General features: G+C 53.2%; 14 protein-coding genes. 5 read left to right on the forward strand and 9 right to left on the reverse strand.

All coding sequences use genetic code 11. The features are described from left to right. Positions 1-60: 60 nt before the first annotated feature. Positions 61-519 (reverse strand): xanthine phosphoribosyltransferase, encoded by a 459-nt coding sequence (gene gpt / locus OGY06_RS17715; protein ID WP_003031380.1) that lies wholly within the window; start codon positions 517-519, stop codon positions 61-63. Positions 520-780: 261 nt separating this feature from the next. Here gpt and pepD point away from each other — a divergent pair, with 261 nt between their 5' ends. Next, on the forward strand, positions 781-2238 hold the full coding sequence (gene pepD / locus OGY06_RS17720; protein ID WP_003830826.1) for a cytosol nonspecific dipeptidase: 1458 nt from the start codon (positions 781-783) through the stop codon (positions 2236-2238). 151 nt (positions 2239-2389) lie between these two features. On the opposite strand, the gene dinB is transcribed toward pepD, so the two are convergent. After that, positions 2390-3445 (reverse strand): DNA polymerase IV, encoded by a 1056-nt coding sequence (dinB, locus tag OGY06_RS17725; RefSeq protein ID WP_003830824.1) that lies wholly within the window; start codon positions 3443-3445, stop codon positions 2390-2392. A 331-nt stretch (positions 3446-3776) separates the two neighbouring features. On the opposite strand from dinB, the gene dpaA reads away from it, so the two are divergent. Then, positions 3777-4517 carry a peptidoglycan meso-diaminopimelic acid protein amidase gene (gene dpaA / locus OGY06_RS17730; RefSeq protein ID WP_003830823.1) on the forward strand — a complete coding sequence of 247 codons (741 nt, stop codon included), beginning with the start codon at positions 3777-3779 and terminating at the stop codon, positions 4515-4517. On the opposite strand, the gene OGY06_RS17735 is transcribed toward dpaA, so the two are convergent. Beyond that, on the reverse strand, positions 4488-5255 hold the full coding sequence (locus OGY06_RS17735) for a class II glutamine amidotransferase (RefSeq protein ID WP_003031388.1): 768 nt from the start codon (positions 5253-5255) through the stop codon (positions 4488-4490). The genes dpaA and OGY06_RS17735 overlap by 30 nt on opposite strands. A gap of 111 nt (positions 5256-5366) precedes the next feature. Beyond that, positions 5367-5948 carry a D-sedoheptulose 7-phosphate isomerase gene (gene lpcA / locus OGY06_RS17740; protein ID WP_003031390.1) on the reverse strand — a complete coding sequence of 194 codons (582 nt, stop codon included), beginning with the start codon at positions 5946-5948 and terminating at the stop codon, positions 5367-5369. A 946-nt stretch (positions 5949-6894) separates the two neighbouring features. Between lpcA and fadE the strand changes: the two genes are divergently transcribed. The 3 genes from fadE to OGY06_RS17755 all read left to right on the forward strand — a co-directional run bounded on the left by fadE (position 6895) and on the right by OGY06_RS17755 (position 10807). Then, on the forward strand, positions 6895-9339 hold the full coding sequence (gene fadE / locus OGY06_RS17745; protein WP_286605815.1) for an acyl-CoA dehydrogenase FadE: 2445 nt from the start codon (positions 6895-6897) through the stop codon (positions 9337-9339). Between the two features lie 110 nt (positions 9340-9449). Beyond that, a complete protein-coding gene (locus tag OGY06_RS17750) occupies positions 9450-10217 on the forward strand; it encodes an amidohydrolase (RefSeq protein WP_003830820.1) in 768 nt (255 codons plus the stop codon). Positions 10218-10396: 179 nt separating this feature from the next. Beyond that, entirely contained in the window at positions 10397-10807 is a 411-nt protein-coding gene (locus tag OGY06_RS17755; RefSeq protein WP_126957798.1) for a Spy/CpxP family protein refolding chaperone, read from the forward strand. Positions 10808-10822: 15 nt separating this feature from the next. Here OGY06_RS17755 and OGY06_RS17760 read toward each other — a convergent pair whose 3' ends face one another. The 5 genes from OGY06_RS17760 to OGY06_RS17780 are packed head-to-tail and all read right to left on the reverse strand — an operon-like array spanning position 10823 to position 15431. Next, positions 10823-11542 (reverse strand): EAL domain-containing protein, encoded by a 720-nt coding sequence (locus OGY06_RS17760; protein ID WP_003830818.1) that lies wholly within the window; start codon positions 11540-11542, stop codon positions 10823-10825. Between the two features lies 1 nt (position 11543). Beyond that, positions 11544-13211, reverse strand: coding sequence for an O-antigen ligase family protein (locus OGY06_RS17765; protein ID WP_286605818.1), 1668 nt, complete (start codon positions 13209-13211; stop codon positions 11544-11546). A 1-nt stretch (position 13212) separates the two neighbouring features. Then, positions 13213-13755 carry a fimbrial protein gene (locus OGY06_RS17770; RefSeq protein ID WP_003830815.1) on the reverse strand — a complete coding sequence of 181 codons (543 nt, stop codon included), beginning with the start codon at positions 13753-13755 and terminating at the stop codon, positions 13213-13215. A gap of 9 nt (positions 13756-13764) precedes the next feature. Then, positions 13765-14829, reverse strand: coding sequence for a fimbrial protein (locus OGY06_RS17775; RefSeq protein WP_003830813.1), 1065 nt, complete (start codon positions 14827-14829; stop codon positions 13765-13767). Further along, complete coding sequence (locus OGY06_RS17780) at positions 14826-15431, reverse strand: fimbrial protein (protein WP_003830812.1); 606 nt, start codon at positions 15429-15431, stop codon at positions 14826-14828. Before OGY06_RS17780 ends, OGY06_RS17775 begins: the two co-directional genes overlap by 4 nt. Between the last annotated feature and the right edge of the window lie 2 nt (positions 15432-15433).

A 15433-nucleotide genomic window follows, 5' to 3' on the forward strand; every position in this document is an offset into this window, starting at 1 on the left:
CCTGACACAGCACAAAAAGAACAACGCCCGGCAAATGCCAGGCGTTGAAAACTTTTTAGATTAGCGACCTGAGATCGGCGGGACGAACACCACGCCCATATCCCACGGCTGCTCAATCCAGGTATCCTGAGGGATATCAACAACATAATCATTCACCAGCGGGCGACCAGCCGGCTTAGCGAAGATAGTGACGAAATGCGCTTTAGGATACATTTCGCGGATCGCAACGGCGGTCCCACCGGTGTCAACCAGGTCATCGATTACGATGAAACCTTCACCGTCGCCTTCGGCACGCTTCAGCACTTTCAGTTCGCGCTGGTTGTCGTGATCGTAGCTGGAGATGCATACGGTATCGACATGACGAATACCCAATTCACGCGCCAGCAATGCGCCCGGCACCAGACCACCACGGCTAACGGCAATAATGCCTTTCCATTGTTCAGAAGGCATCAGGCGGCTTGCCAGTTTACGTGCATGGATCTGCAACATGTCCCAGGTGACGACGTATTTTTCGCTCATGTGAAGTGTCCCAGCCTGTTTATCTACGGCTTAAAAAGTGTTCGAGGGGGAAATAGGTTGCGCGAGATTATAGAGATCTGACGCACTAAAAACCAGTGTTTCGCGGAATCCGCGCCTCTTTTTGCATGCTTTATGCTAGCCGTCAGCGGAGAAAGTGGTATTCTCAATCGCATCGCGCAAGCCTGACTTGTGGTGTTTTTAATTCTGCTAACCCCGTGGCCTGCAAGCAAGTTTTGTAGGACATCGCCAAGGAGACTCAACGTGTCTGAACTGTCTCAATTATCCCCGCAACCGCTATGGGATATTTTTGCCAAAATCTGTTCTATTCCTCATCCGTCCTATCATGAAGAGCAGCTCGCTGAACACATTCTGAGCTGGGCCCAAGAGAAAGGTTTCCACGTCGAGCGCGATCAAGTCGGTAATATCCTGATTCGCAAACCCGCTACCGCAGGCATGGAAAACCGCAAGCCGGTCGTTCTGCAGGCGCACCTGGATATGGTCCCGCAGAAAAACAACGACACCGTGCACGACTTCACTAAAGATCCTATCCAGCCTTATATTGACGGCGAATGGGTGAAAGCCCGTGGCACCACGCTGGGTGCGGATAACGGCATCGGTATGGCGTCTGCGCTGGCCGTTCTGGCTGATGACAGCGTGGTACACGGTCCGCTGGAAGTGCTGCTGACCATGACCGAAGAAGCGGGTATGGATGGCGCGTTTGGTCTGCAGGCTAACTGGCTGCAGGCAGATATTCTGATCAACACCGACTCAGAAGAAGAAGGTGAGATCTACATGGGTTGCGCAGGCGGTATCGACTTTACCTCTAACCTGCCGCTGTCCCGTGAAGCAATCCCGGCTGGATTCCAGAGCTTTAAGCTGACGTTAAAAGGCCTGAAAGGCGGTCACTCCGGCGGCGAAATCCACGTGGGTCTCGGTAACGCGAACAAACTGCTGGTACGCTTCCTGGCGGGCCACGCTGAAGAGCTGGATCTGCGTCTGGTTGATTTCAACGGCGGTACGCTGCGTAACGCGATTCCGCGTGAAGCCTTTGCCACCCTCGCCGTGGCTGCAGATAAAGTTGATGCGTTAAAAGCGCTGGTCAACACCTATCAGGAAATCCTGAAAAACGAACTGGAAGCCAAAGAGAAGAACCTGGCTCTGCTGCTGGATGCCGTAGCTCAAGACAAAGCCGCGCTGACCGCTCAGTCTCGCGACAGCTTTGTGCGTCTGCTGAACGCCACCCCGAACGGTGTAATCCGCAACTCTGACGTCGCCAAAGGCGTGGTAGAGACCTCTCTGAACGTCGGTGTTGTCACCATGACTGACGACAACGTTGAAATTCACTGCCTGATCCGTTCCCTGATCGACAGCGGTAAAGACTACGTGGTGAGCATGCTGGATTCACTGGGTAAACTGGCTGGCGCGAAAACCCAGGCAAAAGGCGGATACCCAGGCTGGCAGCCGGATGCTAACTCTCCGGTTATGCACCTGGTTCGTGAAACCTATCAGCGTCTGTTCAATAAAACACCGAATATCCAGATCATCCACGCTGGTCTGGAATGTGGTCTGTTCAAGAAACCGTATCCAGATATGGACATGGTTTCCATCGGGCCAACTATCACCGGTCCACACTCCCCGGATGAGCAGGTTCATATCGAAAGCGTCGGCCATTACTGGACGCTGCTGACTGAACTGCTGAAGTCTATTCCGGCGAAGTAAGATTCTGCGCTAAATGTCGGATGACGCTACGTTTATCTGGCCTACATGCTGATTTGTAGGCCGGATAAAGTTGTTACGTAGCCATCTGGCCTGCACGCTGGTTTGTAGGCCGGATAAGGCGTTTACGCCGACATCCGGCAATTGTTCTGAGTCACAGCCCCAACAGTAGCTGTCTTTCCATTTGTGGATCCAGCAGCGTGACGTGTAATCCCACCAGCCTGACGCCTCGCCCTCCCCTACGCTCGTCCCAGGTCTTGCGCGCTGTCGTAATTAAGTCATCTTTATTTAAGCGCGGCCAGACGTGCTCCTGCGTAGTCTGCTGAAAATCATTAAACTTGAGTTTTATCCCCTGGCGAGCGATCAGCAGATCCGGTTTAACCTTTGCCAGACGCCGTTCCAGTTCGGGATAGAGCCGTTCTATTATCGCCTCACACTCCGACCACTCGTGAATATCTTCCGCCAGCGTACGCTCCACGCCGACGGATTTACGCAGCCTGTCGTTGTTAACGTCCCGTTCGTCAATCCCCTGACTGCGCTCCCACAGCACGCGACCAAACTTGCCGAAGCGTTTGAGCAGCATTGCCAGGTCGTATTTTTGAACATCTTCGCAGGTACGTAATCCCATTGATTCCAGCTTAGCGGCGGAGACTTTGCCAACGCCGGGAATTTTGCCTAACGGTAATGTTCTGAGAAATTCAGGAACATCGGCAGGGGTAATCACATATTGCCCATTGGGTTTGTTGAGATCGGAAGCTATTTTTGCCAGAAATTTTACCGGCGCAATTCCGGCAGAGGCGGTTAACTGTAACTCGTTAAAAATTGTCTGGCGGATTTCCTGAGCGATCAGCGTAGCTGAGCCGTGGCAGTGGGTGCTGTCGGTCACATCCAGATAGGCTTCATCCAGCGAAAGTGGTTCTATCAGCGAGGTATAGCGGGAGAAAATAGCCTGAATCTGGCGGGAGGCTTCTTTATAGGCCTCGTAACGACCAGGTAATAAAGTGAGATGCGGACACAGCTTTAATGCCATTCCAGTTGGCATTGCGCTACGAACGCCAAATTTGCGCGCCGGGTAATTGGCCGTGCTGATGACCCCCCGACGTTCTCGACTGCCGCCAATAGCAATGGGAATATCACGCAGGGCGGGGTTGTCGCGCATTTCCACCGCCGCGAAAAAGCAGTCCATATCGACATGTATGATTTTACGCATCGTTTGTCTCCCACATTACTGTTTAAGTATACAGTATTTTTATGTTGTGAGAAGTCTGGTTGTACCTAATGCTGAGCCGTTCCTGACCCATTATCCATCCAGCACGATTAAGACCCAATGAAGCGCAGTAACCAGCAAAATACGCCAGTGTCTGACTGCCTTTAAGCGCAATTTTCCGTATAAAGAAAAACTAAAGTGTAAACGCCGCACGAGAGACTTGCGAAAAACTCTCTTGGTGCTAATGTGAGCGCTCCAGATCCAGATTTATCCGATTTGGGGATTCTTTTTGCCGTCCTGGCGTGTGTGATCGTTTTATCAAGGAATAAGCAGTATGCGTAAAATCGCATTTTTTCTTGCGATGCTTTTATTGCCGTGCGTTTCATTTGCCGGTTTGCTGAGCAGCAGCAGCCCGACTACGCCTGTCAGCAAAGAATATAAGCAGCAATTAATGGGCTCCCCCGTTTATATCCAGATCTTCAAAGAAGAGCGAACCTTGGATCTGTACGTCAAGATGGGCGAACAGTATCAATTGCTCGACAGTTATAAGATCTGTAATTATTCCGGTGGCTTAGGTCCGAAGCAGCGTCAGGGTGATTTCAAAAGTCCGGAAGGGTTTTACAGCGTTCAGCGTGGACAGCTGAAACCAGATAGTCGCTTCTATAAAGCGATTAACATTGGTTTCCCTAATGCCTATGACCGCGCACACGGTTATGAAGGTAAGTACCTGATGATCCATGGTGCCTGTGTTTCCGTCGGCTGCTACGCAATGACCGACAACGGCATTGATGAGATTTTCCAGTTTGTGACCGGTGCTCTGGTGTTCGGGCAGTCCAGCGTACAGGTTAGCATTTACCCGTTCCGCATGACCGATGCCAACATGCAGCGCCATAAGTTCTCGTATTACAAAGATTTCTGGGCCCAGTTAAAGCCGGGATACGATTACTTTGAACAAACACGTAAACCACCGACTGTCTCTGTCGTCGATGGTCGTTACGTCGTCAGCAAGCCGTTGAGTCACGAAGTGGTTCAGCCGCAACTGGCATCAAACTACACGCTCCCCGAGACAAAATAATGCCCACTCGCCTGGCATAATCTTTTGCCAGGTTTCATTGCCGGTTAACGGTTGAGTGGCAATCACGGTGACCACATCATTGGGTGTGGTCTCTGAGCTAAAATCGATTTCCACATCCTGATCCAGCAATGTCGCCACGCCAAACGGCGCACGACGCGTGATCCAAAACAGGTTGGTCGAACAGAAGGCCATCACATAGCGTCCGTCAGACAACAGCATGTTGAAGACGCCCTTCTCCCGCAGTTCTCCTGCCAGCATCGCGATATATTTAAACACTGCCGTCATATTGCCAGGCGTGCGCGGATAACGCTCCGTCAGCTTGTGGAGCAGCCAGCAGAAAGCTTTTTCGCTGTCGGTTTCCCCGACCGGGCGGAAATTTCCGGTTTCCAGCGATTTATAGCCACTGAGCTGTCCATTATGAGCATAGGTCCAGTTACGCCCCCACAGTTCGCGGGTAAAGGGATGGGTATTTTCCAACGCCACTTCGCCACGGTTCGCCTGACGAATATGGGCAATCACGGAACAGGATTTGATGGGGTAGTCTTGTACCAGTTTGGCGATAGGCGAATTAAAGCTAGGTTGCGGATCTTTAAACGTACGGCAGCCCTTACCTTCATAAAACGTAATACCCCAGCCGTCTTTGTGCGGCCCGGTCCCTCCGCCGCGCTGAACCAGCCCGGTGAAGCTAAAGCAGATATCGGTTGGCACATTGGCGCTCATCCCGAGCAGTTCGCACATACATCACCTACCTTAAAACCGTGAACTGCCTGATGGCGCTGCGCTTATCAGGCCTACGTGGTGCTCATGTAGGCCGGATAAGGCTTCAGCCACCATCCGGCAATCATCTTCTTATGGTTTAACCATCTCTTTTTCGATCAGCTGGATCAGGATATGGATCACTTTGATATGAATTTCCTGAATACGGTCGGCGTAGCCAAAGTGCGGCACGCGAATTTCAATATCTGCGCTGCCCGCCATTTTGCCGCCATCTTTACCGGTCAGGGTGATCACTTTCATCCCTTTCTCACGCGCTGCGGCAATCGCTTTAATTACGTTACCGGAATTACCCGAAGTCGAAATGCCTAACAGGACATCACCTTCACGACCCACGGCTTCTACGTAGCGAGAGAACACATAATCGTAACCAAAATCGTTGCTGACGCAGGAGATATGGCTAACGTCAGAGATTGCAATAGCAGGGTAACCAGGACGGTTTTCACGATAGCGTCCGGTCAGCTCTTCAGCAAAGTGCATCGCGTCGCAATGGGAACCGCCGTTACCGCAAGAAAGCACTTTACCGCCCGCTTTAAAGCTGTCTGCCAACAGAACTGCCGCGCGCTGAATGGCGTGAATATTGGCGTCATCTTTAAGAAAATTAGCCAGCGTTTCCGCCGCTTCGCTCAGTTCGTTACGAATAAGATCCTGGTACATGAGGATATCCTTCAGCATGAATGTAAATGACAAGACGCAGTGTACCGGATAGCGCTACCAGCGAGAAGTACAAGCCACAGGAATGGTCATAATGACTGCAAGTGAATCATGTAAGGAGAATATTTTATCTTTGAACAGGGTTACGTTCACCTTATGTTCATCGCTACTCTGATATCGCTATTTACGTGAACGTGCAAGGGTGGCTCACCGCCACCACCCTTGCAACCCGGGCTCCCGGCGGGAAAATCGTCGCTATGCGATTCATTCGTCTTATTCCGTCTGCCTTTCGGGTCGGGGCCGAGCCTGCATCCCTGCAGGCCATCCCCTCCGTCCGCATCCCTGCGGACGACCCCAGTCAGCCGTCAACGCCTCATCAATTTTCAGCCGGACCGAGGGTATCGCTTCAACTCTCTTAATCTCAGGTGTTTCTGTTTCGCTGTTTGAAAAAACGGCGGAGATGATCAGGTGTGGGCTGGTCCGGCTGAAAATTGCCGACGTGTTTCCGTAAGGCCGGGAGAGCCAGCATGGATGCTGGCTCAGGGCGCGTTTTGCAGGGACGCTACCTCGCGCCCGGCCCGGTAGCCTGAAGGAATAAGCGGAGGGTATTTCCCGCCAGGAGCCGGGATTGTTAAGGGTGCAGCGATAGCACCCTTAACACGTTCACAAATATTGTTGCTGCAGAGTGGCGATAAACGCAAAGTGAACGGAACAATTTCTCAGAATTAACACGTTCATTACCTTAACAACGCATGTTGATATTTCCTACTACAGAAAATTATCCAGACAGGAATGGCTGTCGCTTTTGATTTTTTGTGCCGGTTAAAACAGCAACAATGTGAGCTTTGTTGTAATTATTTTGTAAACACATTGCTAAAAGAATTTACATCCACTACAAACATATCATCACAAGTGGTCAGACCTCCTACAAGCAAGGGAGCTTTTCGTTATGATGATTTTGAGTATTATCGCTACGGTTGTTCTGCTCAGCGTTCTGTTTTATCACCGCGTGAGCTTATTCCTCAGCAGCTTAATTTTGCTCGCCTGGACGGCTGCGCTTGGCGTGGCTGGCCTGTGGTCAGTCTGGCTGCTGGTTCCTCTGGCCATTATTCTCGTACCGTTTAACTTTACGCCGATGCGCAAATCCATGATCTCTGCGCCGGTGTTCCGCGGTTTCCGTAAAGTCATGCCACCGATGTCGCGTACTGAGAAAGAAGCGATTGATGCGGGTACAACCTGGTGGGAAGGTGACCTGTTCCAGGGCAAGCCTGACTGGAAAAAACTGCATAACTATCCTCAACCGCATCTGACCGCTGAAGAACAGGCGTTTATTGATGGTCCAGTGGAAGAAGCGTGCCGCATGGCGAACGACTTCCAGATAACCCATGAACTCGCGGATCTGCCGCCGGAACTGTGGGCATATCTGAAAGAACACCGCTTCTTCGCGATGATCATTAAGAAAGAGTACGGCGGGCTGGAATTCTCAGCCTATGCTCAGGCTCGCGTTCTGCAGAAACTCTCCGGTGTTTCCGGGATCCTGGCGATCACCGTTGGCGTACCTAACTCATTAGGCCCAGGCGAACTGCTGCAACATTACGGCACCGAAGAGCAGAAAAATCATTACCTGCCGCGCCTGGCTCGCGGTCAGGAGATCCCATGCTTTGCTCTGACCAGCCCGGAAGCAGGCTCCGACGCAGGGGCGATCCCTGATACCGGTGTGGTCTGTATGGGCGACTGGCAGGGCCAGCAGGTGTTGGGTATGCGCCTGACCTGGAACAAACGTTATATCACGCTGGCGCCTATCGCGACGGTACTGGGTCTGGCATTTAAACTCTCCGACCCGGAAAAACTGCTGGGTGGTGAAGAAGATCTCGGCATTACCTGTGCACTGATCCCAACCTCAACGCCGGGCGTACAAATTGGGCGTCGTCACTTCCCGCTGAACGTGCCGTTCCAGAACGGTCCGACCCTCGGTAAAGATGTGTTTGTACCGATTGATTACATCATCGGTGGTCCGAAAATGGCCGGTCAAGGCTGGCGCATGCTGGTGGAATGCCTGTCTGTGGGACGTGGTATTACCCTGCCGTCTAACTCGACAGGCGGCGTGAAATCGGTCGCGATGGCCACCGGCGCTTATGCACACATTCGTCGCCAGTTCAAAATCTCCATCGGTAAGATGGAAGGTATTGAAGAACCGTTGGCACGTATTGCCGGTAACGCCTACGTGATGGACGCTGCGGCATCACTGATTACCTACGGCATTATGCTGGGTGAAAAACCGGCGGTGCTGTCGGCTATCGTGAAATATCACTGTACCCACCGCGGGCAGCAGTCAATCATCGATGCGATGGATATCACTGGCGGTAAAGGCATTATGCTTGGCGAAAACAACTTCCTCGCCCGCGCTTATCAAGGTGCGCCAATCGCCATTACCGTAGAAGGTGCCAACATTCTGACCCGTAGCATGATGATCTTCGGTCAGGGTGCGATTCGCTGCCATCCGTATGTTCTGGAAGAGATGGCTGCGGCACAGAGTAACGATGTGAATGCGTTCGACAAGCTGCTGTTCAAACACATCGGTCACGTTGGCAGTAACAAAGTACGCAGCTTCTGGCTTGGTCTGACACGTGGCTTAACCAGCAGCACGCCAACCGGCGATGCGACCAAACGTTACTACCAGCACCTGAACCGCTTGAGCGCCAACCTGGCATTGCTTTCAGATGTGTCCATGGCCGTACTGGGTGGCAGTCTGAAGCGTCGTGAACGTATCTCCGCGCGTCTGGGCGATGTGTTAAGTCAGCTGTATCTGGCCTCCGCGGTACTGAAACGTTATGACGATGAAGGCCGTAATGAAGCGGACCTGCCGTTGGTTCACTGGGGCGTTCAGGATGCGTTGTACAAAGCGGAACAGGCGATGGACGATCTGCTGAAAAACTTCCCGAACCGTCTGGTCGCGGGCTTGCTGAACGTGGTTATCTTCCCGACCGGTCGCCACTATGATGCTCCGTCTGACAAGCTGGACCATAAAGTCGCGAAGATTTTGCAGGTTCCGAGCGCGACTCGTTCTCGTATTGGTCGTGGTCAATATCTGACGCCAAGCGAGCATAACCCGGTTGGTTTGCTGGAAGAGGCGCTGCTGGACGTGATTGCAGCCGACCCTTTCCACCAGCGGATCTGTAAAGAGTTGGGTAAAAACCTGCCATTTACCCGCCTCGACGAACTGGCGCACAATGCGCTGGCGAAAGGGCTGATTGATAAAGATGAAGCCGCGATTCTGGTGAAAGCCGAAGCGAGCCGACTGCGCAGTATCAACGTGGATGACTTTGAACCCGAGGAGCTGGCGACTCAGCCGGTAAAGCTGCCAGAGAAAGTGCGTAAAGTCGAAGCCGCATAACGATATACGCACAACGTTTAGCCCCGCTTAATGCGGGGCTTTTTATTGCCACATTTTCATTAATGCTCATGCTACAGTGTCAAAATGTTGTTCAACGAGGAGCCTCGATCGTGCCTGGTTTGAAAATTACTCTGCTGCAACAACCCTTGATCTGGATGGATGGCCCGGCCAACCTGCGCCATTTTGACCGACAACTGGAAACCGTCGCCGGACGTGATGTCATCGTGTTGCCCGAGATGTTTACCAGCGGATTTGCCATGGAAGCGGCAAATAAATCGTTGCCGCAAGAAGAAGTCGTAAGCTGGATGCGTGCCAAAGCGCAACAGACCAACGCCCTGATCGCGGGCAGCGCTGCTACCCAGTCTGAACGCGGCCCGGTAAACCGCTTTTTTCTGGTTGAGCCCGAAGGTAATGTGCATTTCTACGACAAGCGCCATCTGTTCCGCATGGCGGACGAGCATCAGCATTACCATGCGGGTGACGCGCGCGTTATTGTTGAATGGCGCGGCTGGCGCATTCTGCCGTTGGTCTGTTATGACCTGCGTTTTCCGGTATGGTCGCGCAATCGCAACGATTACGACCTGGCGTTGTATGTTGCCAATTGGCCTGCGCCGCGTTCGCTGCACTGGCAGCTTCTGCTTGCCGCACGGGCGATTGAGAACCAGGCTTATGTAGCAGGATGTAACCGCGTGGGCACAGACGGTAACGGTCATCATTATCGCGGTGACAGCCGGGTGATTAATCCGCAGGGTGAGATTATTGCCACCGCCGAGCCGCATCAGGCCACACGCATTGACGCCGAACTGTCACTCTCAGCGCTGCGCGAGTATCGCGAGAAGTTTCCCGCCTGGCAAGACGCCGACCCGTTCACGCTATAACTATCGCCTTCACTCCCGCTGCACAACGTTTTCCGTGGCGGGATTGTTTCACTCCGTAACCAACCGCAAAACAAATTCGCGTGGCGACATGCGGCGGGCATCGTATTCTGCAAAGGATAATCACTCGCAACCAACGAGTGGCAGACAATGTCGATAATTCCCTTATCAGGATTTCAATAATGAAGAACTTCGTACGCATGACTTTGCTGGCGGCTACCTTAGCGGGCGCTTCTTTTAGCACGCTTGCAGCAACGACATCTAATGTTCCGGCTCCAGCCCAGGATCCTATAGTGCAACATCTTAAGTTGAGCACTGACCAGGTTGCGCAGATTAAAAAACTGCACCAACAGCTTGAAACCAACGTCGGCCAGATTTCGGTGAAAGATGTTAAAGACGGCGCGTTAATTGACGTCATCAAGTCCGGGAAATGGGATGAAGCTGCCGTTCAGAAACAGCTTTCCGCGTTCAGCAACATCGAACAGCAGGCGCGTTATTATCGCGTGAAATACTATTTTGACCTGAACAAAGTGCTGACCCCAGAACAGCGCCAGCAGGTGCAAAAAGATATCGCACAGACGCTGAGCGAGTAATTGCCAGAGCCTGAGTCAGCAATGATTCAGGCTTTTCGGTAAAATTTCCTGCTCAAACAGAAAGCCCTGTACAGCATCTGCGCCGCTCATACGGCAAATGGCATAATCCTGTGGTGTTTCTACCCCCTCAATGACAACCCGTTCACCCAGCCCACGAAATTGATTGACCAGAACCCTCAACTGCCACTCCGATGTTCTGAACTGATGAAACATTCCACTTTCAATTTTGATGGCATCGAAACGGATGCCCGACAGCCGCCAGACAAAAAATAGCTCAGGCGAAACATCATCCAGCCACACGCGAAACCCGTGACGCACCAGCGTTTTTACGGCAATGCATACGGCCTGCTGCTCTGCCTTATCCAGGCGCATCATGGAGCCCGGATCCTGAATCTCAATAACAATCCTCCCCTGATGCCCCTGCTTTGTGAGACGCGTGATCCATGACAGACTGGTCAGCATCCTGACGGATAAATTCAGCGAATAGCTTCCCGAGAGGGCCAGCACCCGCTGCATTTGCCATAGAAAAAGCTGCTGTTTTGCCGTGATGGAAAGGTGCTTGAAAAACAGATCCAGTGGGAGCGGTGTGCGTACCTGGCTTAACACCTCACAAACATCCAGCGATGCGTCATCAAAAAAATGAATGCGCTGCAAACGGATCCCGGTGATCCGCAGCAGTTCGGCGTTGCGAGGAAGTTCTGGCACATAACGGGCCTGTTCACTGAATCTGTTCATATCATTCCATTATTTTATTAAAAGGACGTCGTGCATCCTGCAGCCACGGGATACGGCGATCGTTTGGGTATATCAGGCAAAAGCGCGTCGCCAAACGATGCGCCTCGACCAGGTCGCGCTGGTGCAGCGCCAGTAAGATTTGCGTGAAGGAGACATTAGGGTCTGGGTGAACGCGCACATAATCAGGCGCCCAGCGGCGAACCGCTTCCAGCCAACGTGCGTCCCGGGTACGCTGATACCGTTGCAGATACCCCATCTGGACATCAAACCGATAACGACTGGTAAGAAGCCAGCCTCCCACAGGGAGCAGTTCGGCAAGATGCCACTGCGTTGACTGCCTCTCCGCCAGCGTCAATTGCTGTTGCGTGTGCAGCGTGAGAAGCAGCAATGGCGCGACGGTCAGTAACGAGATAAACCCTGTCGCGCGAATCAGCGACGTTGACGTAAGCGCCAGGCGTATTCCCGTTCGCGCACTGTCTGCACATCGAAGCAACAGGATCAACAGCAGCCAGTGTGGCGTTGACTGCCTGACGGGGTATTCCGTCAACATATGAATAACCACCGGCAGTGCCGCCACCAGGCAGGCGCGACGCCAGCAATTACCGTGCAGCCAGAGCCAGAAACCACCCGCTATAAAACAGAGCGCCCCCGCAAGCCCAACCAGACCGCCCTCCACCAGCCACAGCACCAGTTCGTTGTGCGGATGCGAAATGCTGCCCAGCCCCAATGGCCCCGCGCGTTCGAGAAACACGGCAGCAAAACTGCCCACGCCCCACCCCATCCACGGGCGTTCGACAAATAATGCCAGCGACGTTTTCAACACCGTCCAGCGCACTTGAGAAGTCGTCAGATGATCGACCGTGACCACAGACAAAAAATGGCGGGCCGTGGCCCCTATCACCACGCCTAACGCCATCGGCAGTAGAAGCAGCAGTAGCGTGCGCCGTTGCGCCGGGAAAACCGCCAGCAGCAGCACTTCACCGACTACCAAAGACAAGTAGCCGGTTTGCGACTGCGATTCATGCAGTACAAATCCCATCATTACCAGGCCTATTCCAATGGCAATTCGATACCCGCGGTGCAGACGTAAAAAGAGCGGCGCTGACAGCAGCACACCGCATGCCGTGAAGCTGGCCATCAGGTTGACCTGCTGAAATATCCCGTAGGGTCGCGTACCGCGCCGCCAGGCAAACTCCCAGTAATCAACGCCCGGCAAATGCCAGTACTGATAGACAAACGCCAGACATTCAATCACGCACGCTCCCCATAGCAGAGCCAGCAGTGCCGTCAGGGTGTTTGCCGTGAGCGGAATTTGTAATGTGACCAGATAGACGCTCACACCGCCCAGTAACGCCCCCGCCACCAGCAGTGCCTCGGCCTGCCAGACATCAGGCGTTAGCAGGCAAAGCAACGTCAGGATGAACGCCCCGACTGTAAAACCCGCAGCGGGCACAGTGATGCGCCAGCGTTGACGAGGCACCAGCATCAATACGCTTGCAGCCAGTACAACAGCGTAGATCCAGCTCGTAATATTAAGCGGCAACGACAGACCGCTGCCGCCGTTGTTCGGCCAGTAGAGATGCATGGCCCCACACCAAAAAAACAGACTAATACTGAGCAATAATTTCTGCGCAGGAAGCGGCGCAATGCGATTCAGTACGTTCATCATGCTACTGGTAGTTCAACGTCCAGGTCCCGCTGGCGCTGAACGGACCGTATTCGAGAGACTGATTTTTTATCGCCGATGGCTCCGCTGCGACCCACGCCAAGAAATTCAGCGTCATCGAACCTTCTGTTATCTCTTTGACTGACGTGCTCTCATCAAGGCGGATTGCCGTACCGTCCTCTTCGCTCATCCCAATCCCGATCCCTGACGCGCCGCCTTGTTCACTGCTATCCAGCGCCAGATGATCGGTCAGCTCCGCATCCTCACGACCGCTGAAGGTAACCGAGATCCCACGGAAAACCTCAGGGTTGCAGTCGCGTAACTGGATGCTGAATTTTTCCGGCTTACTGCGCCCCGAGAGATAGAGATCCTGTGTCGCGATTTGCTTGAAATCGACCTCGATTTTGTCGCCTCCCGGTGCAAGGCTGCAGGCCAGCGCTCTGATGGTGCCGTGAAAATACATGTCGCCGCCGACCAGTTTGGTGTCGGCCTGCGCCATGCCACCTAGCAGTAACATACTGGTCGCGAATAACGCCGAGAATCTCATGACATCCCCCTACTGAAACTGCGCGACAACGGTAGCAGAGGCTTCAAATTCACCTTCCTTCACGCTTCCCACGCCCGGCTTTGCCACCGGCGCAGCGGTGAGATTCCAGTCGCCCTGATTCTGGTAAAACCCCTTCACGTTGTAGAATTGATTAGGCACGACGGTGCCACCACTTTCGTCTTTAAGCATAATGCCGAGATCGTCGCGCTTTTGTCCGCCGCTCAGCGTGCCAAGGAGATTACCGTTAAACCCCGCCGTACCTGACGCCGTGGTCGTTTGTATACCAAGATTAATGTTCAGCGCGCCCTGATCGAAACTCCCGCCTTCACAGACCACATGTATAGGGACTGACTTGCTGTAGTTAGTGCCGTTGAGCCGGGCAGCGGATCCAGGCAGATCGCCAAACTCAATGCTGATTTTGTCTCCCCGGTTGAAGGTGCATTTGTCCGGGACGGTAATCAGCCCGGATTTAATCACCACGCGAGAAATCGCCGTGGTTGGCGTAGGTCCCGCGCTTCCCATACGCCCGGCCACCTCCACCAGCGACTGGGAAGTGATATTGATGCCATTGATAATGGGTTTAGTGACAATAAACGTCACTTTCCCTTTTGAACCACTTTCAACATTAGTCGCTCGCGTGTAGCCCTTACGTTTTTTACAGCTGTTGTTGCTGTTGCGGTTTGAAACGTTGGTAAAAGGCGCCTGCACATATTTTTTATAGCCCCCGGCAACCCACACCTGAACTTCCACATCCAGATACTCGTTTAGCCGAAAACGGTTCGCCCCCTGATTTGAAGGCGGCATCGTGGTTGTGGTGGTGTAGTAAATTGGTGCTCGGGAGATGTCAGCCTGTTCGCAATAGAAATTCACCACATACCAGCCACCCAGATTCCATGGGAACGGCTCCGTTCTGCCACCCACGTGGTTTTTGCTGACATCCAGCGAGCTCAGTTCAATATCGTACTGATGCGGCGACCCACCTTCCGGCTCACCTTCTCCCTGTGTAAATGCCTGCCCGGCTATCGGACAGCCTGCCAGCACCACCCACAACAGCGTTTTACGTAATACGCTCATAGATACTCCAGCTTGAGTCTGACCAGACCGTTAAATTCTCCGGCGGTCACCTCTCTCCCAAAAGATTCCAGCGCGGCAAGAAAATGAATGGCGTTATCGCCCGGTTTGAGGATCCACATGCGTTGCGGTTGGTTCAGGTGGATCAACTGGTTGCGTTCGGTCAGTAGCCGAATGCCTGCACCACGCACATCGCCGTGAATGCGCCCCAAATCGCTGTTTTCCGGCGCGCCTTCAGCCATTAGGGTCATCGAAACGCCACGTTCCACCGTGCTATGCGCCAGCTCCGGCATCTCACTGGTCTGCCCGGGGAAATCCCTTAAAGTATGACCGGAGCCCTTTAAACAGCCGTTCAGATACAGCGTGACCAATACCGGATCGCTGCGATCGCCGCCCTGGCGAAAACGGCTGGCGGAAATATCACCAAGATCGATAGTCTGATCGCGGGAGGCCATATCCAGCACGCACGGCGAAACGAACACTCGCCCATGAAAGCGGACGTTGCCATACTCGCCGGACACATTGCTCATATCCTGGCGACCACTTGTGGCCTGAACCGAGCAGGCCATGCCCGCCATCAGCAGAGCGCAAAGCATCTTTTTCATTT

It is taken from the genome of Citrobacter sp. Cpo147, from assembly GCF_030332405.1.
Lineage (GTDB): Bacteria > Pseudomonadota > Gammaproteobacteria > Enterobacterales > Enterobacteriaceae > Citrobacter > Citrobacter portucalensis.